Origin of the sequence: Microbacterium hydrothermale (assembly GCF_004854025.1) — a bacterium.
Taxonomy (GTDB): Bacteria; Actinomycetota; Actinomycetes; order Actinomycetales; family Microbacteriaceae; genus Microbacterium; species Microbacterium hydrothermale.
This window is the reverse complement of sequence record NZ_STGM01000005.1, coordinates 127,991-151,683: the sequence shown is the minus strand read 5'-3', so window position 1 is coordinate 151,683 and position 23,693 is coordinate 127,991. Positions and strand designations below refer to the sequence as shown.

At 72.4% G+C, this 23,693-nt stretch carries 23 protein-coding genes; 11 read left to right on the top strand and 12 right to left on the bottom strand.

The genetic code is table 11. The features are described from left to right. The first annotated feature begins 65 nt into the window (after nucleotides 1-65). A complete protein-coding gene (locus FB047_RS11525) occupies nucleotides 66-1,400 on the top strand; it encodes an ABC transporter substrate-binding protein (RefSeq protein WP_136587345.1) in 1,335 nt (444 codons plus the stop codon). Between the two features lie 73 nt (nucleotides 1,401-1,473). Here FB047_RS11525 and FB047_RS11520 read toward each other — a convergent pair whose 3' ends face one another. Beyond that, on the bottom strand, nucleotides 1,474-2,439 hold the full coding sequence (locus FB047_RS11520; RefSeq protein ID WP_136587344.1) for a helix-turn-helix transcriptional regulator: 966 nt from the start codon (nucleotides 2,437-2,439) through the stop codon (nucleotides 1,474-1,476). A gap of 97 nt (nucleotides 2,440-2,536) precedes the next feature. On the opposite strand from FB047_RS11520, the gene FB047_RS11515 reads away from it, so the two are divergent. After that, complete coding sequence (locus tag FB047_RS11515; protein ID WP_136587343.1) at nucleotides 2,537-2,953, top strand: VOC family protein; 417 nt, start codon at nucleotides 2,537-2,539, stop codon at nucleotides 2,951-2,953. A gap of 217 nt (nucleotides 2,954-3,170) precedes the next feature. On the opposite strand, the gene FB047_RS11510 is transcribed toward FB047_RS11515, so the two are convergent. Then, on the bottom strand, nucleotides 3,171-4,124 hold the full coding sequence (locus FB047_RS11510; protein WP_167494222.1) for a LacI family DNA-binding transcriptional regulator: 954 nt from the start codon (nucleotides 4,122-4,124) through the stop codon (nucleotides 3,171-3,173). 61 nt (nucleotides 4,125-4,185) lie between these two features. Between FB047_RS11510 and galT the strand changes: the two genes are divergently transcribed. Both galT and galK read left to right on the top strand, forming a co-directional pair. Continuing rightward, on the top strand, nucleotides 4,186-5,361 hold the full coding sequence (gene galT, locus FB047_RS11505) for a galactose-1-phosphate uridylyltransferase (RefSeq protein WP_136587342.1): 1,176 nt from the start codon (nucleotides 4,186-4,188) through the stop codon (nucleotides 5,359-5,361). Continuing rightward, entirely contained in the window at nucleotides 5,358-6,509 is a 1,152-nt protein-coding gene (gene galK / locus FB047_RS11500) for a galactokinase (RefSeq protein WP_136587341.1), read from the top strand. The genes galT and galK overlap by 4 nt, the downstream gene beginning before the upstream one ends. 196 nt (nucleotides 6,510-6,705) lie before the next feature. On the opposite strand, the gene FB047_RS11495 is transcribed toward galK, so the two are convergent. The 4 genes from FB047_RS11495 to FB047_RS11480 all read right to left on the bottom strand — a co-directional run bounded on the left by FB047_RS11495 (nucleotide 6,706) and on the right by FB047_RS11480 (nucleotide 11,048). Next, complete coding sequence (locus FB047_RS11495; RefSeq protein ID WP_136587340.1) at nucleotides 6,706-7,689, bottom strand: LLM class F420-dependent oxidoreductase; 984 nt, start codon at nucleotides 7,687-7,689, stop codon at nucleotides 6,706-6,708. Between the two features lie 238 nt (nucleotides 7,690-7,927). Next, a complete protein-coding gene (locus FB047_RS11490) occupies nucleotides 7,928-8,875 on the bottom strand; it encodes a DNA methyltransferase (RefSeq protein ID WP_136587339.1) in 948 nt (315 codons plus the stop codon). Then, entirely contained in the window at nucleotides 8,872-9,921 is a 1,050-nt protein-coding gene (locus FB047_RS11485; protein ID WP_136587338.1) for a lipoate-protein ligase LplAB, read from the bottom strand. The genes FB047_RS11490 and FB047_RS11485 overlap by 4 nt, the downstream gene beginning before the upstream one ends. Nucleotides 9,922-10,088: 167 nt before the next feature. Beyond that, entirely contained in the window at nucleotides 10,089-11,048 is a 960-nt protein-coding gene (locus FB047_RS11480; protein WP_136587337.1) for a DMT family transporter, read from the bottom strand. Between the two features lie 71 nt (nucleotides 11,049-11,119). Between FB047_RS11480 and FB047_RS11475 the strand changes: the two genes are divergently transcribed. After that, nucleotides 11,120-12,028 (top strand): LysR family transcriptional regulator, encoded by a 909-nt coding sequence (locus FB047_RS11475; protein WP_136587336.1) that lies wholly within the window; start codon nucleotides 11,120-11,122, stop codon nucleotides 12,026-12,028. Nucleotides 12,029-12,131: 103 nt separating this feature from the next. On the opposite strand, the gene FB047_RS11470 is transcribed toward FB047_RS11475, so the two are convergent. Further along, entirely contained in the window at nucleotides 12,132-12,980 is an 849-nt protein-coding gene (locus FB047_RS11470; RefSeq protein ID WP_136587335.1) for an alpha/beta fold hydrolase, read from the bottom strand. A 107-nt stretch (nucleotides 12,981-13,087) separates the two neighbouring features. Here FB047_RS11470 and FB047_RS11465 point away from each other — a divergent pair, with 107 nt between their 5' ends. From FB047_RS11465 to FB047_RS11445, 5 genes are all read left to right on the top strand, one after another. Next, the gene (locus tag FB047_RS11465; RefSeq protein WP_136587334.1) at nucleotides 13,088-13,549 is read left to right on the top strand and encodes a MarR family winged helix-turn-helix transcriptional regulator; all 462 of its coding nucleotides are present in this window, start codon (nucleotides 13,088-13,090) and stop codon (nucleotides 13,547-13,549) included. Between the two features lie 8 nt (nucleotides 13,550-13,557). Continuing rightward, complete coding sequence (locus FB047_RS11460; RefSeq protein WP_136587445.1) at nucleotides 13,558-14,919, top strand: MFS transporter; 1,362 nt, start codon at nucleotides 13,558-13,560, stop codon at nucleotides 14,917-14,919. Nucleotides 14,920-15,062: 143 nt separating this feature from the next. Then, a complete protein-coding gene (locus FB047_RS11455) occupies nucleotides 15,063-16,673 on the top strand; it encodes a DHA2 family efflux MFS transporter permease subunit (RefSeq protein WP_136587333.1) in 1,611 nt (536 codons plus the stop codon). A gap of 138 nt (nucleotides 16,674-16,811) precedes the next feature. Then, nucleotides 16,812-17,402, top strand: a complete 591-nt coding sequence (locus FB047_RS11450; RefSeq protein ID WP_136587332.1) for a TasA family protein — start codon at nucleotides 16,812-16,814, stop codon at nucleotides 17,400-17,402. A gap of 4 nt (nucleotides 17,403-17,406) precedes the next feature. After that, on the top strand, nucleotides 17,407-18,558 hold the full coding sequence (locus FB047_RS11445; protein ID WP_136587331.1) for a S24/S26 family peptidase: 1,152 nt from the start codon (nucleotides 17,407-17,409) through the stop codon (nucleotides 18,556-18,558). Nucleotides 18,559-18,599: 41 nt separating this feature from the next. Here FB047_RS11445 and FB047_RS11440 read toward each other — a convergent pair whose 3' ends face one another. The 4 genes from FB047_RS11440 to FB047_RS11425 form a co-directional block, all read right to left on the bottom strand. Continuing rightward, nucleotides 18,600-18,911, bottom strand: a complete 312-nt coding sequence (locus FB047_RS11440; protein WP_136587330.1) for a winged helix-turn-helix domain-containing protein — start codon at nucleotides 18,909-18,911, stop codon at nucleotides 18,600-18,602. Further along, complete coding sequence (locus FB047_RS11435; protein ID WP_136587329.1) at nucleotides 18,908-19,339, bottom strand: chemotaxis protein CheY; 432 nt, start codon at nucleotides 19,337-19,339, stop codon at nucleotides 18,908-18,910. Before FB047_RS11435 ends, FB047_RS11440 begins: the two co-directional genes overlap by 4 nt. A gap of 134 nt (nucleotides 19,340-19,473) precedes the next feature. Beyond that, nucleotides 19,474-20,604, bottom strand: coding sequence for a Gfo/Idh/MocA family protein (locus FB047_RS11430; RefSeq protein ID WP_136587328.1), 1,131 nt, complete (start codon nucleotides 20,602-20,604; stop codon nucleotides 19,474-19,476). Continuing rightward, nucleotides 20,601-21,425, bottom strand: coding sequence for a sugar phosphate isomerase/epimerase family protein (locus FB047_RS11425; protein ID WP_136587327.1), 825 nt, complete (start codon nucleotides 21,423-21,425; stop codon nucleotides 20,601-20,603). The genes FB047_RS11430 and FB047_RS11425 overlap by 4 nt, the downstream gene beginning before the upstream one ends. Nucleotides 21,426-21,528: 103 nt before the next feature. On the opposite strand from FB047_RS11425, the gene FB047_RS11420 reads away from it, so the two are divergent. Beyond that, complete coding sequence (locus FB047_RS11420) at nucleotides 21,529-22,146, top strand: TetR/AcrR family transcriptional regulator (protein ID WP_136587326.1); 618 nt, start codon at nucleotides 21,529-21,531, stop codon at nucleotides 22,144-22,146. 277 nt (nucleotides 22,147-22,423) lie between these two features. Here FB047_RS11420 and FB047_RS11410 read toward each other — a convergent pair whose 3' ends face one another. Then, nucleotides 22,424-23,683 (bottom strand): alpha-hydroxy acid oxidase, encoded by a 1,260-nt coding sequence (locus FB047_RS11410; RefSeq protein WP_136587324.1) that lies wholly within the window; start codon nucleotides 23,681-23,683, stop codon nucleotides 22,424-22,426. Between the last annotated feature and the right edge of the window lie 10 nt (nucleotides 23,684-23,693).

Here is a 23,693-nt window from a genome sequence, read left to right as displayed (position 1 = left end):
GCGGCTCCGGCCGCCTCCACCCCGGACGGAATGGCCCGTCCGGGACACCAGAGAAAGGCATTCGCATGAAGCACAGAATCCTCGCGGCGACCTCGGGCGTCGCCCTGTCGGCTCTGCTCCTGGCCGGCTGCGCCGGCGGCGGAACCGACAGCGGCAGCGGCAGCGGCGCCGCAGCCGACTGCGCCCCCGCTGACGGCCCCGTCACCCTCGAGTTCACGTCGTGGATCCCGGGGATCGAGAAGGTCGTCGACATGTGGAACACCGAGAACCCTGACATCCAGGTCAAGGTGCAGACCGGCCCCAACGGCAACAACGGCACGTACCAGAACTTCTTCAACCAGATCGCGGCCGGCAACGCCCCCGACCTCGGCCAGATCGAGTACGACGCGCTGCCCAACTTCCTCGTGCAGGACGGTGTCGAGAACATCGCCGGATGCTCCGACGTCGTCGCGGCGAAGGACCAGTTCGTCGGTTGGGCCTGGAACCAGGTCGCCCTCGGCGAAGACGGCGCCGTCTACGGCATCCCGCAGGACATCGGTCCGATGGCGCTGTTCTACCGCAAGGACCTCTTCGAGAAGAACGGCATCGCGATCCCCACCACGTGGGACGAGTACACCGAGGCCGCCAAGAAGATCCGCGCGCTCGGCGGTTACATCACCAACTTCTCGCAGTCCGACATCAACCAGTTCGCCGGCTTCGTCTGGCAGGCCGGTGGACAGTGGTTCGGCAACGACGCGGACGGCTGGACCGTCTCGCTCACCGACCCCGCGTCGGAGAAGGTCGCCGACTACTGGCAGTCGCTCATCGACCAGGACCTCGTCTCGACCTACCCCGCGTGGACCGACGAGTGGAACAACGCCTACAACTCCAGCCAGGTCTGGACCTGGAACTCCGCCGTCTGGGGTGCGAACTCGATCTCGAGCGGCGCTCCCGACACCGCGGGCGGCTGGGCCGTGGCCGACCTTCCGCAGTGGAACGCCGGTGACAAGGTCTCGGGCAACTGGGGCGGATCGTCGATCGCCGTACTGAAGGGCAGCGAGCACCCCTACGAGGCGACGAAGTTCGCCCTGTGGCTGAACACCTCCGAGGAGGCGCTCACCGCGCTTAACGAAGAGGCCAACATCTACCCCGCCACGACCGAGGGCCTGAAGCTCCCCTCGCTGACCCAGGGTGTGGAGTTCTACGGCGGCCAGAAGATCTACGACGTCTTCGCCAAGGCCGCGACCGAGGTGACGCCCGACTTCGTGTGGGGCCCGACCATGACCAAGACCTACGCCGACGTCTCCGACGGCTTCAAGGCCGCGGTCAGCGGAAGCGGCACGCTCGCCGACGCCCTGCAGAAGGGCCAGGATGCCACCATCGGCGCCCTGGAGTCGCAGTCCATCCCCGTGAAGAAGTAACGCTCCTTCCTCGCCGCGACGCCCGCGGATGCTCCGGCATCCGCGGGCGTCGTGCGTTCGTGTCAGGGCGGGCTCAGGATGCCGCGGCGGTCGCGGCGCGGCGCGCGGCCTCGGCCAGGGCCTGCCGCAACGCGGCGGGGCGGGCGTGCGAGATCGGGCGGTCGAATCGGAGGCACTCCGCGGCGAGCGCACCCCACGACCACGATCCCAGCGACACGCGGGTCCTCCCGCCTCCCGCGTCGTCGAGCGTGCCCTCGACCACGAACGGTTCGAGCTCGGCCCGGGCCGCCGCGACCACGATCTCGCCCCGGCACGGCCAACGGCCCGTCTCGTCGCCCCCGCGGAAGCGCCCCTCGAGGTAGCGCACGGGATCCCCGCCGGGCAGCGGGCGCGGGATGAACGGGCGCCCGCGGTGGCTCTTGATTGTCATCCGGTCGACGCGGTAGACGCGCCAGTCCTCGCGGTCGGGGGTGAAGCCGAGGAGGTACCAGCGTCCCGCGGACGACAGCAGGTGATGCGGTTCGGTCACGCGCACCGGACCCTCCGCTCCGCCGTAGTCGAAGCGCACTTCCTCTCGCGCGTCGATGGCCGCCTCGATCGCGCCCAGCACGGCGGGATCGACGCCGACCGCCCCCGCCGGCGCGACCGTCTCGACCGCGAAACGCTGGGCGCGACGCCCGAGCGGAGCGGGCAACAGGCGGGAGAGGACGCTGAGCGCTTCGTCGGCGGCGTCGGCGAGCGGACCGCCCCCGGAGGCCGCGAGGCGCAGCGCCACGGCGACGGCGACGGCCTGATCGGCGTCGAAGGCCACGGGCGGCAGCTGCGTGCCCGCACGGAGGCGGTATCCGCCCGCGGGCCCGCGGGTGGAGTCGATGTCGTACCCGAGCTCGCGGAGCCGATCGACATCCCGGCGGATCGTGCGCTCGCTGACCTCGAGACGCCCGGCCAGCGCCCCCGCCGACCAGTCGCGGCGGGACTGCAAGACGGTCAGCAGCGACAGCAGGCGACGCGAGGTCGACGGGGCGGAGCTCTCCGGCATGGCGTCCATTCTCGGCGGAATTGCGGACGCTCACTGACCGCAACGGTCGGAACAGTGGGACGCATCCGGGATCCCCCGGCTGCAGACAGGACGCACCATGACCCTCACCACCACCCTCCACGTCAACTTCGACGGCCAGGCCGCCGACGCCCTCGCCTTCTACGCCGAGGTCTTCGGCGGCACCGTGACCGCCGTCCCGTACGGCGAGACGGCCGAAGAACCCGAACAGCGCGAGCAGATCGTCTGGGGCGAGATGATCGCCCCGAGCGGCGTGCACGTGATGGCCTACGACATCCAGCGCTCGCTCCCCCACGACCGCGGGGTCAACCCGTTCTACCTCGCCCTCCGCGGCCACGACGCGGACGAGGTGCGCGCCGCGTGGGAGGGGCTGAGTCAGGATGCCGAGATCCTCGCCCCGTTCGGACCGTCGGCGTTCTCGCCGCTCTACGGCAAGCTCGTCGACCGGTTCGGCGTCGTGTGGATCATCGACGTGATCGCTCCCTGGAACGGCTGAGCCGCGCCACGGTCGGGGCCCGGCGACGGGCCCCGACCGCCCGCATCCGCGCCGCACCCGCCCGCCGCGCCGCGGTCGCCCGCTCGCCCGCAGGAAGGGATCGACGCCCTCCGGCGTCACTCGCCCTCGGGCAGCAGGCCGGCGCGCAACGCCATCCCGTCGGCGACCACGCCGAGCCGCTCGTCGAAGGTCACGGGGGATCCCGAGACGACGCCCCTCAGGCGACGCCGCTGCTCGAGCGGGTGACCACCGCCGCGGCCACCGTCTCGGCGACCGGCGCTCCGCCCTCGATCGCCTCGACGAGCGCCGCCACCGCGCGGCGGCCGAGGGCGTCGAAGTCCTGGCGGACGGTGGTCAGCGGCGGGCGGAACTCCGCGGCATCCGCGATGTCGTCGAATCCCACCAGCGAGACGTCCTCGGGGACGCGTCGACCCGCGTCGGCGAGGGCGCGGAGGGCGCCGAGGGCCATCTGGTCGTTCGCGACGAAGATCGCGGTGGCGTCGGCGAGACGCCCGACGGCGGCGTTTCCGGATGCCGAGCTCCAGTCGCCGCGCACGGGCTCCGGCGGCACGACACCGGCGTCGCCGAGCGCCTCGCGCCACCCGCGCTCGCGCTCGGCGGCGGCGAACGACCGCGCCGGCCCCGCGAGGTGGTGCACGACGGGGTGACCGAGCTCGAGGAGGTGGTGGGTCGCGGCGCGGGCACCGCCGGCGTGATCGGTCTGCACGATCGAGAATCGCGGGTCGGGAGGCGAATCCACCACCACGAGGTGCAGGTCGGCGGGCGGCTCGGTGTCGCGCGCGAGCTCGGTCGCCTCGTTCAAGACCACGGCGCCGTCGACGCCCTGGGACCGCAGTCGGGCGAAGGCGTCGCGGATGCCGCGCTCCCCCACCGTCACCACGGCCAGCGCGTAGTCGCGCTCGGCGGCGGCCTCCGAGATCGCCTGCAGCATGCGCGAGTTGCCGACCGTGGCCAGGGTCGACACGACGAGCCCGATCGTCGAGGTCTGGCCGGTGCGCAGGGCCCGGGCGGCGCGGTGCATGCGATAGCCGAGGTCGGCCATGGCCTTCTCGACCCGGGCGCGCGTCGCGGGGTCGACGCGGGGGCTGCCGTTCGCGACGCGCGACACCGTCTGGGCGGACACTCCGGCCCGCTCCGCGACGTCGGCCATGGATACCCGCATCTCGCCCTCCGATGTTGACGATAGCACGCCCGGAATGTAGCGTGTTATCGTGAACACGGAGACCTCCCCGGCGATCGCCCTGGGCGCCGGCGTCATCAAACGCCCCACTCACCTCGCCGACGGCCGCGAGCTGATCTACTTCGACGATCCCGGCACGACCCTGGGCGCCGAGCGATCGGTCGACGCCCGCACCCTCGACCCGCGCCCGGCCACCGCGACCATGCGTCAGGACGTGCTCACCGGCGACTGGATCACCGTGGCATCCAATCGTCAGAACCGGGCGTTCCTCCCGCCCGCCCACCTCGACCCGCTGTCTCCGCAGACGCCGACGAACCCGTCGGAGATCCCCTCGCTGTACGACGTCGCGGTGTTCGAGAACAAGTCGCCCTCGTTCGGCCCCGCCCTCGACGTCGCGACCGGCGGCGCCCCCGCCGCGGTCGACCCTCCGCGCGGCGACGACGACCTCGAACACCTCGGTCTCGGACGCACGCGCACCTCGGTGGGACGCTGCGAGGTCGTGTGTTTCAGCCCGGAGCACGAGGGCTCGTTCGGCTCGCTCTCGCGCACGCGCGCCCGCACCGTCATCGAGGCGTGGGCCGACCGTACCGCGGCGCTGTCGGCTCTGCCCGGCATCCGCCAGGTCTTCCCGTTCGAGAACCGCGGTCAGGAGATCGGCGTCACGCTCCCCCACCCGCACGGCCAGATCTACGCGTACCCCTACGTGACCCCGCGCACGCACCGCCTGCTCGACACGATCTCGCGCACCTCCGCCGATCTGTTCGCCCGTATCCTGGAATTCGAGCAGGGCGGAGAACGCGTCGTGCTGCGCGGCGAGCACTGGACCGCGTTCGTGCCGTTCGCCGCGCGCTGGCCGATCGAGGTGCACGTACTGCCCCACCGCCACGTCGCCGACCTCGCCGAGACGACCGATGCCGAGCGCGACGAACTCGCCCCCTTCTACCTGCGCCTGCTGCGCGGCATCGACGCGCTGTACGACACCCCCACCCCCTACATCGCCGCCTGGCACCAGGCGCCGGTCGGACGGGGCCGGGATGCCGTACGCCTGAACCTGCAGATCACCTCGCCGCGTCGCGCGGCCGACAAGCTGAAGTACCTCGCCGGATCCGAGGCCGCCATGGGCGCCTGGATCGGCGACGTGACCCCCGAGTCGCAGGCCGAGCGCCTGCGCGCCGCCCTCGACACCGTTCCGGAGGTGACGGCATGACCGCCGTCGACGACGCCCGCGCCCTTCTCGCCGCCCCGCCCGAGGGGGTGTGGTCGGCCCCCGGCCGCGCCAACCTCATCGGAGAGCACACCGACTACAACGAGGGTTTCGTCTTCCCCTTCGCGATCGCTCAGCGCACCGCCGCGGCCGTCGCGCTGCGCGACGACGACGTGATCCGCGTGCGCTCGACCTTCGCGCCCGACGCGGTCGAGGTTCCACTCGCCGAGCTCGACGCGCGCATCGCCGCCGGTGGCCTCGACTGGGCCGGATACCCCCTCGGCGTGGCGTGGGCCCTGCTGCGGGAGGCTCCGGATGCCGCCCCCCGCGGCGTCGACATCGCTCTGGCGTCGGAGGTCCCGGTCGGCGCCGGCCTGTCGTCGTCGGCGGCGATCGAGGGGGCCGTGGCATCCGCCCTCAACGACGTCTGGAACGCCGGCCTCGACAAGGTCGCCCTGGCCCGCGTCGGACGCATCGCCGAGAACGACGCGGTCGGGGCGCCCACCGGGATCATGGACCAGATGGCCTCGATGCTCGGCGTCGCCGATGCGGCGACCTTCCTCGACTGCCGCACCCTCGAGACGCGGGCCGTGCCCCTGGGCTTCGCCGACGCGGGCCTGTCGATCCTCGTCGTCGACACGCTCGTCGAGCACGCCCACTCCACGGGCGGGTACCGCGAGCGCCGCGAGGCCTGCGAGCGGGGAGCGGCGGCCTTCGGCGTCGCGTCGCTGCGCGACCTGACGGTCGAGGACCTGCCTCGCGCGGCCGAGATGCTCGACGACGTCACCTTCCGCCGCGTCCGCCACGTCGTCACCGAGAACCAGCGCGTGCTCGACACCGTCGCCGCCCTCGACGCCGACGGCCCCGCCGCCATCGGCGACCTGCTCGTCGCCTCGCACGCCTCGATGCGCGACGACTTCGAGATCTCGGTGCCCGAACTCGACCTCGCCGTCGAGACGACGCTGGCTTCGGGCGCCCTCGGCGCGCGCATGACGGGCGGGGGCTTCGGCGGAGCGGCCATCGCGCTGATGCCCGTCGGGCTGATCCCGGCGGCGACCGAGGCGGTGCACGCCGCGTTCGCGGCATCCGGATTCCGCCGTCCCAACATCTTCACGGTGACCCCGTCGGAGGGTGCGCGCCGCGACGCCTGAGGCTGCGGCGTGGGCCCGCGCCCGTGCCCGCTCGGGACCCGCGCCGCAGCTGGAGCCGGAGCCGGTCGACGATAAACGCTGTTCCTGCCGAGACACGCTGCTCCTCCGCGTGTGTCGGCAGGAACAGCGTTTATCGCGGGGTTGGGCGGCGCCACGCGCCCGGTCGGGCGGGGTTGGGCGGCGCCGCCCGGGCCGGTCAGAGGTGCGGGATCACCTCGCGCTCGAACAGCGAGATGCCCGAGGTGTCGTACGCCGCCTCGGGGAAGTAGTGGATCGCGTAGCCGAGGCCGTGCGCGGCGCGCTCGCGCAGACGCTCGACGATCTGCTCGGGGGTGCCGAAGCCGTCGGACGAGCGGTAGTCGGCCTCGATGGCATCCGCCCGCTCGTCGCCGACGTGCGGACGCAGACGCGCGACGACCGCGGCGAGCCGCTCCTCGGCCTCGGCCTCGGTCTCGGCCACGATCGTGTTGAAGTTCGTCGACCGGGTGATCTCACCCGCGTCGCGACCGAGGGCCTCGCAGTGCCCCCGCAGCACCTCGGACTTGTGGTCGAACTCCTCCAGCGAGCCGCCGAAGTTCGTGTACGAGGCGTACTTCGCCGCGATCTTGAGCGTGACCTTCTCGCCGCCGCCGGCGATCCACAGCGGGATGCCACCGGGCTGGAGCGGCTGGGGCTGCACGATCGCCCCGTCGACCTCGTAGTACTCGCCCGAGAGGGTCGCCTCGCCGGTGGTCCACGCCTGATGCATGATCTCGACGCCCTCGCGCAAGCGGCCGAGGCGCTCGGCGATGGGCGGGAAGCCGTAGCCGTAGGCCTTCCACTCGTGCTCGTACCAGCCGCCGCCGATGCCCATCTCCGCACGACCACCCGAGATCGCGTCGACGGTGGCGGCGACCTTCGCGAGATAGGCCGGGTTTCGGTAGCCCATGCAGGTGCACATCTGGCCGAGGCGCACGCGGTCGGTCGCCGCGGCGAACGCGGCCATGAGCGACCACGCCTCGTGGGTGGCCTCGCGGCTGGGAACCGGGGTGGTGTGGAAGTGGTCGTAGACCCAGAGCGAGGCCCAGGGGCCGTCGTCGGCGCTCTGGGCGAGCGCGTTCATGACGCGCCAGTGTTCGGAGGGATCGATGCCGACGAGGTCGAACCGCCAGCCCTGGGGGATGAAGATGCCGAAGTCCATGGGCTCACCCTAGGCGTGGGGGCCGACGTCGGGGGCCGCGGGTCCCGAACCGGCCGCGGCGGCACCGGGCGCCGGCTTCGCGCGGGCGGCCCGGAGGCGCGGCAAACTCCGCGATGCGCAAGGCCGGTCGGGGGTTGGGCGCGTGGAGTGGGGCGCGTGGGGCGCGATACGTGCACCGGGGCGGATGCCGGACACCCCACTGCACGGCGGGCGCCCCGGCAGTACCGCGACGACGCACTCAGCCCGCGAACGGCTCCAGGCGCTTGTGCATCACGGCCACGGCATCCGCGTTGTCGTCGATGAGCACGGCGTCGCGGCCGAGCGGGGCGGCGACCGCGCCGAGCGTGCCGCTGCCGGCGAACATGTCGAGCACGCGATCGCCGGGGCGGCTCGAGGCCTGCACCATGCGCCGCAGCACGCCCTCGGGCTTCTGCGTCGGATAGCCCGTCTTCTCGCGACCGGTCGTCGGAACGATGGTGTGCCACCACACGTCGGTGGGCATCTTGCCGCGCGCGGCCTTCTCGGCGGTCACGAGACCGGGGGCCATGTAGGGCTCGCGGTCCACGGCATCCGAATCGAAGAAGTAGGTCGAGGGGTTCTTCACGTACACGAGGATCGTCTCGTGCTTCGTGGGCCAGCGGCGCTTGGTCTTCGCACCGTAGTCGTAGGCCCAGATGAGCTCGTTGAGGAACTTGTCGCGGCCGAACAGCGCGTCGCACATCACCTTGGCGTAGTGCACCTCGCGGTAATCGAGGTGCAGGTAGAGCGTGCCGTTGTCGGCGAGCAGGCGCCAGGCCTCGACCAGCCTCGGCTCGAGGAATCCCCAGTAGTCGTCGAAGCGGTCGTCGTAGGTGCGCAGGTCTCCGCGCAGGCGCGCGTACTCGCGGCCGTGGAAGCCGCGCTGAACCACCGGGGGCGGGGGCGGTTCCTCCTCGGGGAACGTCAGCATATTGGGATCGGATGCCACGGCCTCGGGCTCCGCGGCATCCTGAGGCTCTTCGACCGGGGGCGTCCACGTCGCCGACTCGACGGCCTTCGAGCGCGTGCGCCCGGTGTTGAACGGCGGGTCGAGGTAGACGAGGGCGAATGACCCGTCGGGAAGGGCCGGGGTCACCGTCAGATTGTCGGCATGGTGGATCTCGACGCGGCCGGGAGCGGGGGCGTCGGACAGGGCCTCGGTGCTCACGGGACGCGCTGCAGCCACGCGTCGGTGGCGAACTTCGTCTCGACGAGCGCTTCGGCCTCGGCGTACTCCTCGTCGGAGATGCGACCCTCGGTCGCGCCGTAGAGCGTGGTGAAGGTCTGGATGAAGCGCTCGATGACCTCGTCGCGCGGCAGGCCGGTCTGGCTGCGCAGGGGGTCGACGCGCTTCGCGGCCGAGACGGTGCCCTTGTCGCTGAGCTTCTCGCGACCGATGCGCAGCACCTCGGTGAGCACCTGGCCGTCCATGTCGTAGCTGAGGGTCGCGTGGTGCAGAACGCCGCCGTTGGCGAGGCGCTTCTGCGCGGCCCCGCCGATCTTGCCGTGGGGTCCGGCGATGTCGTTCAGCGGCTGATAGACCGCGTCGATGCCGAGCGAGCGGAGGGCCTGCAGCACCCAGTCGTCGAGGAAGGCGTACGAGTCGGCGAAGGTCATTCCGGCGACGAGGGATGCCGGCACGTACAGCGAGTACGTCACGATCGAGTTCGCGGCCATGAGCATCGCGCCGCCGCCGGAGATGCGGCGCACCACGTCGAAGCCGTGCTTCTCGGCGCCCTCGGGGTCGACCTCGTTGCGCAGCGACTGGAACGAACCGATCACGACGGCGTTCTCGTTCCACTCCCACAGGCGCAGCGTGGGCTTGCGCAGCCCCGCGCCCACGCGGGCGGTGAGCACCTCGTCGAGGGCCAGGTTCATGCGCGGCGAGACCGGGGCGTCGTGCACGACCTCCCACTCGAAGTCGGCCCAGCCGGGGGCCGTGACCAGCGCGCGACGGATGGCCGTGGCCACCGACTCGGGGGTGAAACCGAGCAGCTGCGCGCCCGCGGGCAGCGCCTGGCGGATGGCCGCCGCGATCGTGGGGACGTCTGACTCGACGGGCAGCCCGTTCACGGCCGCGTCGATGTCGTCGAGGGCGTCGTCGGGTTCGAGGAAGAAGTCTCCCGCGAGGTGGAAGCCGTGGATCCGGCCCTCGCGCTCCTCGAGGTCGACGACGACCAGCTTGCCCCCCGGGACCTTGTACTCGCCGTGCATGCGTCCAGCCTACGGCGGGGGCGCGGCCGTCGGGACGGCGGGGCGCGGGGGCGGGGCGCGGGGGCGAGGCGCGGCCGTCGGGACGGCGAGACGAGGCGGCGTCGCGGCTCGCGGCTCACCGAGACTGCATCCGGACGACGAAACGGTTGCAGGATGCCGCCGAGATGTCAGCGCCGTGCAGTCTCGGCGCCCGCGGCGACGCCCGCGGTGGGGGACGCGGCCGGGGGCGCAGCGGCGAGCGCGCGACGGTGGCGGCGCTCGATGGCCTGGCCCGCGTACGAGGCGGCGACGATCAGCGCTGCGCCGACCAGCCCCGGGGCGCCGACGGCCTCTCCTCCGACGGCCACCCCCACGGCGAGCGCCCACACCGGTTCGGTGCCCATCAGGATGCTCGCGCGCGTCGCCGAGGTGCGGCGCACGGCCCACAGCTGCACGACGAAAGCGAACACCGAGCACATCAGCCCGAGGAACAGCACGTCGATCCACCCGGATGCCGAGAGCCGACCCACCGCGAGGGGGAGGTCGCCGCCCGCCACCGCCGACGAGGCCACCGCGCACACGGTCAGCTGCACAAGCACGACCGCGAGACTGCTGTCGCTGCGCCCGCGCGTGAGCCGGGCGCTCGCGGTGACGTGCACGGCGCGCACCACGGCCGCGGCGATGACGAGGGCGTCACCGACGGTCGGCATCCGGAGTCCTCCCCCGGAGACGAGGAGGAAGACCCCGACCACCGCCGCCACGGCGGCGACGAAGTACGACCGCGGCAGCCACGACCGCGCCGCGATGCTCTCGAGCACGGGCGTGAAGACGAGGGCGAGGCTGATGAGCAGTCCCGCGTTGGTGGCCGAGGTGAGGTGGACGCCCCACGTCTCGAGACCGATCACGGCCGCCTGCGAGCAGCCGAGCAGCGCCGCGATCGCGAGACCGCGGCCGCGCGGCATCCGTTCCCGTCGCGCCGCGCAGACCACCCCGAGCGCGGCAGCCGCGACGAGGAAGCGGAGGGCGACCGCGGGAGCGACGCCGACCTCGGCGGCGAGGTCTTTCGCGGCCAGGAAGCTCGCACCCCAGACCGCCGCCACGGCGATGAGGAGGAGGTCGACGACGATCTCGGACGGGCGACGGGTCATGCGTTCAGCCTCGGCGCGAACACTCGGAAGATCAACGACGTTCTGCTTCACGATCTCGTAAGTTCGAGCTTATGGATCCTGTCCATCTGCGCACCCTCCGCGAACTCGGCGATCGCGGAAGCGTGGCCGCGGTCGCCGCGGCGCTGCACGTCTCGGCGTCGGCGGTGTCGCAGCAGCTCGCCCATCTGCAGGCGCGCGTTCCGGTGCCCCTGACGGCGCGTCGCGGCCGCGTGCTGGCCCTCACCGCAGCGGGAGAGGCCCTCGCCGCCGCCGGCACGCGCGTCGACGAGGCGCTGACCGCCGCGCGCGAGGCGGTCGGCGCGTTCCTCGACAGCGACGAACGCCCGGTGCGCGTGTCGGCCTTCCACAGTGCGGGACTCGCGCTGTTCGGTCCGCTGCTGCGCGAGCTCGACGGCATCCCGCCCCTCCATCTCGCCGACGCCGATGTGGCGCACCGGGACTTCCCGGGCCGGACCGCCGACCACGACCTGGTGATCGCGCACCGCCTCGCGCACGACGAACCCTGGCCCGCCGATCGGGTGGTGGCGACACCGCTGCTGACCGAGGCGCTCGACATCGCCCTGCCCGCGGCGCATCCCCTTGCTCGGCGCGAGCGGTTGCGCGCCGACGACGTGGCCGGCGAACGCTGGGTGTCGGTGCATCCCGGGTTCCCTCTCGCGGGCGTCCTCGACCATCTCGCCGCGCACGTCGGGCGCCCCCTCGACATCGCCCACCGCATCAACGAGTTCTCGGTCACCGCCGAGGTCGTGCGCGCGGGAGCGGCGATCGCGGTGCTCCCGCGCACCACCGCACTGCCGCTCGCCGGGGCGGGGCTCGTGCTGCGTCCGCTCGTCGACCTCCCGCTCGTGCGCCACGTCGACGCCCTCGCCCGCCCCGACGCCCTCGCCTACGCGGCGGTCCGACGCGTGCTCGCCGCGATGCGCACGGTCGCGGCGCGGGCGACGGATGCCGCAGGGTGAGGCGGGCGCGGCGGAGAGACCGGACCCCTCGACAGGCTCGGGCCCTGGGGGCCGCGGGGGTCGGGACCCCTCGACAGGCTCAGGGTCCGGGGGGGGAGACGCCTCAGCCCCGCGCCGGAACCCGCCGGTCGAGCCACGCGAGCAGGTCGGCGCGGACGGCATCCTGCTCCCGCTCCGCGAAGATCTCGTGACGCGCACCCGGGTACACCAGGGTGGTCACGTCGGTCAGGCCCGACCGCTCGCGGTACGCGTCGGCGAGTCGGTGGACGCTCCGGGGGCCGCCCACGGTGTCGTCGCGACCGACCATGAGCAGAATCGGCACATCGCGCCCGAGGTCGCGGCGCGGGCGCCCGAACAGCTTGGCCGCCTCGATCGGCCCGAACAGCTTCATCAGCGGCTCGGAGGTGGTGAGGGGGTCGGCGACGAAGTCGCGCCCGACCTGCTCGTCGCTCGAGAGCCACTCCATCCCCGATCCGCGCAGGTGCTTCCACGGGGCGTTGAGGTCGCCGGCGTTCAGGGAGCCGGGCCAGCGCAGGGCGGATCCGCTCAGCACGACGGCGTCGTAGGCATCCGGATGCCGATCCAGCAGCATCTGCGCGAGGAACGAGCCCCACGAGTGCCCGAGCAGGACGAGCGGCAGATCCGGGTGCGCCTCGCGGATGAGCTGCGTGAGGGTCCAGACGGCGTCCCGAGCGGCCCCGTGTCCGCCGGGGCCGAGCCGCCCGAGACGGCTGTGATCGCCGCCCCACTGGCGGAGCCCGGTGCGGCCGTGGCCGCGGTGGTCGTCGGCGTAGACCGTGTAGCCGTCGGCGACGAGGGCGTCGATGAGCGCGGCGTACCGGCCGGCGTGCTCCCCCACCCCGTGCAGCAGTTGCACGACCGCCCGTGGGCGGTCCGCCTCGTACACGTCGTAGACGATCGGGATGCCGTAGGCGTCGACGAACTCGGGCATGCGCCGAGTTTAGGGCGGCGGCGACCGCCCGGCCCGGTCTTCGCGGACGCGTCGACATCCGCCCATTCCGTTAGCAAGGCTAATGAGCTATCCTCATGGTCAGGAACATGAACGATCGCGTCGACGAATCCCCCCTTCCCGACCTGAGTCATGACTTCAGCGCCGCGGCCTCCGAGCTGCGCATGGCCACGTTCCGCCTGGCCCGCCGCCTTCGGGCGCAGCGGGCCGTCGACACCATGAGCGACGGGCAGTTCGCCGTCCTCGCCGCTCTGACGGTGCACGGCGCGCACACGCTCGGCCAGCTGGCCGATCGCGAGCGCGTCACCGCCCCGTCGATGAACCGCACGGTGTCGCTTCTCGAGGAGGCCGGCTACATCAGCCGCATCCCCGACGAGGTCGATCGTCGCCGCGTGACGATCGACCTCACCGACTTCGGGCGCACGATCGTCGACGAGACCGTCCGCCGCCGTGACGCCTTCGTGGAGGAGGCGCTCGCCGATCTCACCGCGGAGGAGCGCGACATCCTCGCGCGCGCCGCGGTGATCATGCGCAAGGTGGCCGACCGGTGAGCACGTCGATGTTCCGGTCGCTGTCGATCTTCAACTACCGCGTGTGGTTCGTCGGGGCCCTCGTCTCCAACGTCGGCGCGTGGATGCAGGCGACCGCGCAGAACTGGGTCGTGCTCACGCAGCTCACCGACAACGACGCCGCCGCGATGGGCGTGACCATGGCCCTGCAGTTCGCTCCGCCGCTGCTGCTCGTGGGCGTCACGGGGTGGGTGGCCGACCGCTTCGACCGACGCAAGCTCATCATGTGCACGCAGTCGGCCCTGCTCGCGCTGGCCGTGACCCTCGGCATCCTGCTGCTGACCGGCGCGATGACGCTTCCGCTGATGTTCGGCTTCGCCCTCGCGCTCGGCGTCGTCACCGCCTTCGACAACCCCGCCCGCCAGGCGTTCGTCTCCGACCTCGTCGCACAGGAGAACGCCTCCAACGCCGTCGCCCTCAACGCCGCGTCGTTCAACACCGCGCGCCTGATCGGACCGGCCGTGGCGGGCGTGATGATCGTCGCGGTCGGCACCGGCTGGGTGTTCCTCGTCAACGCCTTCACGTTCCTCGCGATGATCACCGCGCTGCTCGTCATGCGCCCGCACGAACTCGTGGTGCACCACCGGCGGGGCGGACCGGCACGACTCGCCGACGGCTTCCGCTACGTCGCGCGCCGGCCGGATCTCATCGTGATCTTCGTCATGGTGTTCCTGCTCGGCGCGTTCGGCATGAATTTCCCGATCTTCGCCTCGACCATGGCCCTCGCCTTCGGACGCGGCGCCGACGGCTTCGGCCTGCTGAGCTCGTTCGTCGCGATCGGCTCGCTCGCCGGCGCCCTGCTCGCCGCGCGCCGCGAACGCGCCCGGATGCGCGTGGTCGTGCTGGGCGCGGGCGGCTTCGCCGTGGCATCCGCCCTCTCGGTCCTCGCTCCCTCGTACGAGACCTACGCGGTCACGCTGGTGCTCACCGGGTTCTGCGTCGTCACCACCCTGACCACCGCCAACGGGTACGTGCAGACGACGACCGACCCCGCCCTGCGCGGGCGCGTCCTCGCCCTCTACATGGCGATCCTCCTCGGCGGAACACCCGTCGGCGCCCCCATCGTCGGGGCGGTGGCGGCCGAGTTCGGCCCGCGGACAGCCATCGCCCTCGCGGCGGGCGTCGCCCTCGTCGCGTGCGGGATCGGCGTGACCTGGACCCTCGCGTCGGGGCGCGTCCACCGCCATGACACCAAGCGCTTCCGCCTCACGATCGACGAGACCCGGCCGATCGCGACCGTGACGCCCGAGCCCGAGGACTTCAGCGACGAGATCGCCGGGACCACGCCCATCCCCCTCCCGCCGGGCGAGCGGCCCGCACGCGCCACCCCCCGCCCGCGGCACGGCGCCTGACCCCGCGGCGACCGAGGACGCGCGGTGGCGCATTCCCGGCGGCATCCGGACCGTCGAGGCCGCCCAGGGCGCGGGAGCGTGTCGAAAGTGCGAATCTCACGCAAGCCCTTTCCCTCGATAATCTAGCTAGATAATCTAGCTACATGACCGGAAACAGGGATGGGCGCCGCTGGGCGGGCCTCGTCTTCATCAGCATCGCCGTCTCGCTGATCATCGTCGACTCGACGATCGTCAACGTCGCCGTGCCCTCGATCGTCGAAGAGCTCAAGATCTCCTCGACCGAGGTGCAGTGGGTCCAAGAGGCCTACACCCTCGTTTTCGCCTCGCTGCTGCTGGTGTTCGGCAGCCTCGCGGACCGCTTCGGCCGACGCCGCCTCATGCTGCTGGGCGTCGTCATCTTCGGACTCGCCTCGATCGCGGCTGCGCTCGCGCCGAGCGGCGGGCTGCTCATCCTGGCCCGCCTCATCCAGGGCGTCGGCGGCTCGATGATCCTGCCCACGACGCTGTCGATCATCAACGCCACCTTCCGCGGACGCGAGCGCGGCATCGCCTTCGCCGTGTGGGGCTCCACGATCGGCGGAATGGCCGCCGTCGGTCCCCTGCTCGGCGGGTGGCTCACGACCGCCTTCTCGTGGCGGTGGGCGTTCGGCATCAACATCCCGCTCGGCGTCATCATCGTGATCGGCGTCCTCCTCACGGTCGCCGAGTCGCGCAGCGACCGCGTGGAGCGCATCGACGGCGTCGGCGCCCTTCTGTCGGTGCTGACCATGGCGCCGCTCGTGTTCGGACTCATCGAGGGACGCACCTACGGCTGGTGGGCGGTGGACACCGCCCCCACCATCGGCGACTGGACCTGGCCGCTAGAGCTGTCGCCGGTCCCCCTCGCCTTCGCGGTCGCCCTCGTCGCCCTCGTCGCCTTCATCGCGTGGGGCCTGCGCCGCCAGCGTCGCGGCGAGTCCACCCTGCTCGCCTTCGGGCTCTTCCGCATCGCCTCGTTCCGCAACGGCAACATCGCCGCCGCGGTCGTCTCCCTCGGGGAGTTCGGCATCATCCTCGCCCTGCCCCTGTGGCTGCAGTTCGTCGTCGGCTTCGACGCCCTGCAGACGGGCCTGCTGCTGCTCTCGCTCGCGGTCGGCTCGTTCGTGGCGAGCGGCATCGCCGGAGCACTCAGCGGCCGCGTCGCCCCGGTCTGGATCGTGCGCGGCGGCCTTCTGGCCGAGATCGTCGGCGTCGCGGGAGTCGCGTTCACGATCGGTCCGGATGCCACGTGGGGACCGCTCATCCCCTTCCTCTTCGTCTACGGGGTCGGTGTCGGACTCGCTACCGCGCAGCTCACGGGCGTCGTGCTCGCCGAGGTACCCCCGGCGGCCAGTGGACAGGCCTCGGGCACCCAGTCGACCTCGCGGCAGCTGGGCGGCGCCCTCGGCGTCGCCGTGCTCGGCACGGTGCTCTTCTCGACCACGGCGGGGGTTCTGGCATCCACCCTCGACGACCGCGGCATCCCGGCCGCCCAGCGCGATCAGGTCGTGTCGCAGGTGGTCGACAGCGCGGGAGCGGCGATCGCCGGTCTCGCCGCCTCGCCCGAGACGCAGGACCTGGCGATCAACGCCCGGGCCGCGTTCAGCGACGGGACCCGCGCGGCCGCGTTCACGGCGGCGGGATTCCTCGTGCTCGGGCTCGCCTCGACCCTCACGCTCGGTTCGGGCGCCGCGCGACGGGAGGGGGCGCGGGAAGAGACGGCGACGGCGTCGTAGGCGCCGGGAAAGGTCCATTCGCACGCATAGAGCACGACGGGCGGGGGCGTCAAGCCTCCGCCCGTCCGCGCGTCGGGCGGGGCCCTCTCCTACTGTGCAGGTGTCCTAACCGCTACCGATCTCGTGGGGAGATCCATCATGCCGAAGTTCACGCGCCGTTCCTCTCGCATCGCCACCGCGATCGCCCTTCCCGCCGCCGTCGTGGCCGCGGGAGCGCTGGTGTCGACGAGCTCCTACGCCGCCTTCTCGGACACCACCTCGAACGAGCAGAACAGCTGGCGCGCCGGCACCGTCCAGCTCGCCGACGACGCCGCGGGTCGCGCCCTCTTCACCGCACCGAACGCCAAGCCCGGAGACGCCGGAACCACGTGCATCGCCGTGACCTCGACCGGTTCGCTCGCCTCGGAGGTGCGGTTGTACGCCGACGACGCCACGGCGACGGCGGGTCTGTCCGACCACCTCGCCCTGGTCATCGAGCAGGGCGTCGGCGGCGGCTACGGCACCTGCGACGGCTTCTCCTCGCAGAACACGGTGTTCGCGGGGAGCCTCGCCGGCTTCGTCGGCGCGTCGTCGTCCTTCGCCACCGGGCTCTCCACCTGGAGCCCCGCGGGCGGAAGTGCGGAGACGCGCACCTTCCGCATCACGTGGAAGCTCTCCGACGACGCCCCGAACAGCGTCCAGGGCGGCACCGCATCGACCTCGTTCGTCTGGGAAGCGCAGAACAGCTGATCCGATGCGCTCGAGTCGCTTCCTCCTCGTCGTCGGGGTCGCAGCGGCGCGGGCGGTCGTGACGCTGATCCTGGCACTCGGGTTCTGGGCGGCGGCGCCGGTCGCCCTGGGGTGGCATCCCACCACGGTCATGACGGCGTCGATGGCGCCGGCGATCGACGTGGGCGACGTGGTCGTCGCGCGCCCGCTCCCGCACGACGCGCTCCTGACGGGGCGCGTCGTGCTGGCCACCGACCCCGACCGCACGGATCGCCTGCGCCTCCACCGCATCGTCGACCTCGCCCCCGACGGCGATCTCGTCACGAAGGGCGACGCGAATCCCGCGGCCGACTCGTCGCCCCTGCACCCCGATGCCGTCCTCGGCGTCGGGGTGCTGCGGGTGCCGTGGATCGGGATGCCGATCGTGTGGCTGCGCACGGGCGAGGTCGTCCCGCTCGCCGCCGTCGCCGCGGCGTTCGCCCTGTGCCTCGTGGTGGCGCTGCGCAAGGGGGACGATGACGACCATCCACCCCCGTCCCGCCGCTCCCGGCGGACGGGGCGGGTGCCGACGCCGGCGGGCGCGACGGCGGCACCCCCGCCTCGGGGCGCCTCCCCTCCCGCGCCGGCTCCCGGCGCCTCGCCCTCACCGCTTGCGACGTCGCCCGACCCGGCCGATGACGCCGCCGCGGCGGGCCCGTCTCCCGACACGGGTGACGGGGCGGAGCGCCGGCCACCTCCCCCGACGCGACGCGCTCGGCGCGCCCTCGGGCTCGCGACGGCGGTGGCCCTCGCCCTGGGCGCGGCGGCGACGCCGTCGTGGGCCACCCTCGCCGACGCGTCGGCCGCGCCGGCGGGAATCACGGCGGGACGGGTCTCGCCACCTTCCGGCCTGCAGTGCCGGAGCGACTTCTTCGGGGCCGTCGTGTCGTGGAGCTACGACGGGTGGGATCCGCGAGGGTTCGATCTGCTGGTGAATGGACGGGTCGTCCTCACCGACATCCCCGCGAACGCGCGTTCCGCGCGTGTGCCCGCGGACGGCTCGTTCTCGATCTCTCGGACCGACCGCGTGACCGTGCGCGCCAACGTCGGAGCCCGGTGGTCGGCCGACTCCGCGGCATCCGTGCCCGTCGGCGGGGTGCTGTTCGGCTTCGGGCGCCCGTATTGCCGGCCGGAGTGACCGTCCCGACCGCGCGCACGGCCGACCCGTCGCCGCTCCGGTCAGTCGGGGATGCCGGCGATCTCGCGCAGCGCCGCGAGGTGGCTCCGCCAGGCCGCCCGCCCGTCCGTGGTCATCGTCAGCGAGGTGCGCGGCATCTTGCCCGCGAACGACTTGCCCACCGAGAGGTATCCGGCGGCCTCAAGCGCGGAGACCTGCTTGCTCAGAGCGGAATCCGTGACCTCGACGGCATCCCGCACCTCCCGGAAACCGAGGGTCGTCGCCCGGTCGAGAGCGGCCATGATCGAGAAGCGCACGGCGTTCTGCAGGAGGTCGTCGAGACGGTGACGCGGATGCTGCGGCGCCAGGGTCACGAGCGGGCCTCGCGCGCCGCGCAGGCGAGGGCCACGACGAGCACGAGCCCCGAGGCCACGCTCGCGAGCACCACCGAGCCGTGCGCCCAGATGACCACCGACAACGCGATGGCGTAGGAGGTGAACCAGCTCGCGATGTAGACGGTCCAGCGCCGACTGCGGGCGAAGGCGGAGCGACCCTGGATGCTGATGACGAAGAAGAGCAGCAGCGCGAAGGTCACCGCCAGGGTGCCGACGTAGGCGAGACCGAACGCGTCGCCGGTGGCGAGGGCCATCGCGAAGGTGCCCATCGAGGTCGCCACCCCCAGGGCCACGATGAAGGTGATGTACGGCCAGCGGGTCGCGTCGTGGGCGGACCGACTGAGCCGAGCGGCCCGCTCGAGGAGGAGGCGCGCTTCGGGGGCGGTGACGGCGGAGGGGGTGTCCATGGGGACTCCTTTCGGTGCCTCCATCCTTGCAACTACTTTCCATATTGGCAAGTAGTTTCTCCTCGGCATGCGCGGACGCCTCCGAGACCGCCCCCACCGGCAAGGCGGTGCACCCGCCGGCGGGAGCGGCCCGCTCAGAGCGTGCGGGCGAAGGGATCCATCTCGCGCGGCACGACCGGCACCGGGGCGGTCAGAGTGCTCTCGACCGTCACGAACCCCGCTCCCGCCGCCGACTCCTCGGCCGACAGCAGCACGTCGAGCACGTGGTAGCCGAGCTCGCCGGTCGCCACGTGGGGGCGGTCCTCGGCGATCGCGCGCACCATGTCGAGCAGTCCGAGACCGCGGCCCACGGCCACGCCCTCCTGCGCGACGGCGATGCGCTCCTGCTCCGGACGCACGTGATCGAGGAGCACGCCCAGGGGTTCGATGCGGCTGATCTCGCCCTCGAAATGGTTGGGGTCGGGGAGGAAGATCGACCCCTCGGTGCCGTGCACCTCGAGCACTCCGGCCCTCTCGAGGGCGGAGTCGAAACTGAACAGCGCCTGCGCCTGCTGCCCGCCCTCGAACGAGAGGATCAGCTGCATCGTGGTGGGCACCTCGACGTCGAACAGCTCGCCGGCGGCGGGCCCGGTGTGGATGCGGCGCCGCGGGCGCGGGCGCGAGCCGATCGCCGCGACCCGGTCGACCGGACCGAAGAGGCTCACGAGAGCCGACACGTAGTACGGCCCCATGTCGAGCAGCGGACCGGCGCCGCGCGCGAAGAGGAACTGCGGCCCCGGATGCCAGAGATCCGGTCCCTGCGTCTGGAACGACGCCTGCGCGAAGAGGGGCTCACCGACGATCCCGTCGCGAATCGCGCGCTTGGCCGACTGGAACCCGGGACCGAGGATCGTGTCGGGCGCGGATCCGATGCGCAGGCCCGCCGCCGCGGCATCCGCCACCAGACGCGCGGTGCTCTCGCGATCGAGGCCGAGGGGCTTCTCGGTCCACACGTGCTTGCCCGCGGCGATCGCCGCCGCCGAGACCTCGACGTGCACGGCGGGGATGGTCAGGTTGACCACGACCTGCACGTCGGGGTGCGCGAGGACGTCGTCGGCCGTCCCCCACGCGGGCACGCCGTACTGCTCGGCCTTCGCGCGGGCGCGGTCGGCGATCATGTCGCCGACGACGAGCACCTCCACATCGGGGAACGACGTGAGGTTCTCGAGGTAGGTGTCGCTGATGACGCCCGCGCCGATGATGCCGATGCCCACGGGCGCGCTCACGCCGCGAGACCCTTCTCGAGCAGGAACGCGTAGCTCGCGGCGATGTCGTCGAACACGTCGCCCGGCGACTGGTCGTACTCGATGACCGCCCAGCGAACGGCATCCGTCGCCCGCATCGCCTCGACGAGCGGCACGTGCCCCTCGCCCGGACGACGCTGGTCGAGGTGGCGAGTGACCGTGCGATCGGCGTCGACGCCGAACGGGTTCTCGGCGGGGACGAAGCCGTCCTTGACGTGCACGGCCAGCAGGCGTGATCCGAGGCGCTGCACGAGGGCCGGCACGTCCTGCCCGCCGGTGAGCGCCCAGAACAGGTCGAGCTCGATCGCGATGCGCTCGTCGGTGCGCGCGACGACGTGCTCGAGGGCGCTGCGCCCGTCGATGTCGAGCAGGAACTCCTGCGCGTGGTTGTGGTAGCCCACGCTCAGTCCGTACGTCGCGGCGAGGTCGGCGACGGCGTTGAGGCGGTCGGCGATCTCGTTCACCCCGTCGACGGTCGACCAGCGCACCGGCTCGACGAAGGGGTCGATCACGGTGGTCAGCCCGACGACGGCGGCCGCCTCGAGCACGGCCTCGGGCTCGGGCGTGGGGATGGACCCGTCGGGGGTCCACAGCTCGTCGGAGAGCAGCGGCGCGTGTCCGGTCGGGGCGGTGAGCCCGCTGGCATCCAGGGCCGCCCGGATCTCGGCGGGTCGACCGACGAAGTCGAACGCCTCCACGTGCTGGAGGCCGATCGCGGCGAGCCGGTCGAGCGACCGGGCCGGATCGGCGCGGAACTCCTCGACCAGGGTGTAGAGCTGCACGGAGGGGGTGGGGAGCGACATCGGACCTTCCTCGTTCGTCGTCGAACGGCGTCGGGAGACGCCTGATGGGAACGGTACCACTAAACCGACCAGTGGTTGCTTTTGATGCCCCTACACTGGCGGGATGCGGCGTGACGACGACACCCCCTCGGCGTCCGACGACGACCGCCTCGGCCGGTCGGGGGCGTACTCGAAGGGCGTCGCGCGGCGGCAGGAGATCCTCGACCGCGCGATCGAGGTCTTCGCCGAGCGCGGCGCCGAGGGGGCGTCGCTGCGCAGCATCGCCCGCGCGCTCGGCGTGTCGCACGCGGCCCTGCTGCACTACTTCGACTCGCGCGAGCAGCTGCTCGTCGCCGTATACGACCACGCCAATCGCCAGCGGCCGCCGGAGCCCGCGGCATCCGCCCTCTCCACCCTCACCGACGCGGCGGCCCACAACACCTCGGTGCCGGGACTCGTCGAGCTCTACACCACGCTCGTCGCCGCCTCGCTGAAAGACGACAGCGCGACCGCCCGCGCCTACTTCACCGAGCGCTTCTCACGCCTGCGCGGCGAGCTCGCCGAACGCCTGCGCACCGAGCAGGCCGACGGACGCGTCCGCGCCGACATCGACCCCGACCGCATCGCCGCCCTGCTCATCGCCGCCTCGGACGGCCTGCAGGTGCAGTGGCTGCTCGATCCGTCGATGCCGCTCGCCGACGTGCTCGGGGCTCTGGGCGGGCTGCTGGCGCCGCCGCGCTGAGGTCGCGCGCGAGCGAAGCCCCGCGGGGCTGAGGCCCCGCGGGGGCGTGGGGCGTGGGGCGTGGGGCGTGGGGCGTGGGGCGTGGGGCGTGGGGCGTGGGTCCGGGCGCCCGGCGCGCGGGCCACGCTCGCACAACCTCAGCGATCCGCACAACCTCCGCGGCCTCGCCGCGAATCGCGCTGAGCTTGCGCAAATCACTGAGCGTGCGCGAGACCCCGGCGCCGCCGCGCGCAAAACCCCAGCCCGCGCGGCCCGAGACTGCGCTCCCGCCGCGGCGTCACACCCGCGCGTCGACCCCCGCGGCATCCGCCACCGGCACCAGCCGCGTCAGCTGCGTCACGTGACGGGGCTCGAGCTCGTCGAGCGACGAGACGCCGAGCAGGGTCATCGTGCGCTCGATCTCGCTGCGCAGGATCGCGATCGTGCGGTCGACGCCCTGGCGTCCGCCGGCCATGAGGCCGTAGAGATAGGCCCGGCCGATCAGCGTGAACTTCGCGCCGAGGGCGATGGATGCCACGATGTCGGCGCCGTTCATGATGCCGGTGTCGACCATGACCGTGGCGTCCTTGCCCACCTCGCGCACGACCTTCGGCAGCAGGTGGAAGGGGATCGGCGCGCGGTCGAGCTGACGCCCGCCGTGGTTCGAGAGCACGATGCCGTCGACTCCGCGGTCGATGAGGCGAGCGGCATCCTGAACGTTCTGCACGCCCTTGACGACGATCTTGCCCGGCCACATGCCGCGGATGACGTCGAGGTCGTCGTAGCTGATGGTCGGGTCCATCGCGGCGTTCAGCAGCTCACCGACGGTGCCGCCGGTGGTGCTGAGCGAGGCGAACTCGAGCTTGGGCGTGGTGAGGAAGTCGATCCACCACCACGGGCGCGGGATCGCGTTGACGATCGTTCCGACGGTCAGCTGCGGCGGGATCGAGAAACCGTTGCGCTTGTCGCGCAGGCGGGCGCCGGCGATGGGGGTGTCGACGGTGAACTGCAGGGTGTCGAAGCCGGCCTTGGCGGCGCGCTCGACGAGGCCGTACGAGATGTCGCGCTGCTTCATGACGTACAGCTGGAACCAGTTGCGCCCGACCGGGTTGGCCGCCTTGACGCCCTCGATCGAGGTGGTGCCGAGCGTCGAGAGGGTGAACGGGATGCCGGCGGCGGCCGCCGCGGAGGCGCCCGCGGTCTCCCCCTCGGTCTGCATGAGCCGCGTGAAGCCCGTGGGGGCGATGCCGAAGGGGAGGGCGGAGGGGCCGCCGAGGATCTCGCACGAGGTGTCGACGTCGGCGGCGGGACGCAGGATGTCGGGGTGGAGCTCAACGTCTTCGAACGCGCGACGGGCGCGGTCGAGCGAGAGCTCGCCCTCGGCGGCGCCGTCGGTGTAGTCGAAGGCGGCCTTGGGTGTGCGTCGCTTCGCGATCGTGCGCAGGTCGGCGATCGTCAGCGCGGCGTCGAGGCGGCGCTTGCGCGCGTCGAGCTCGGGCTTCTTGAACTGCATGAGCTCGAGGAGCTCGCCGACCTTGGGGAGCTGTCGCTGCACCATGGAGATCTCT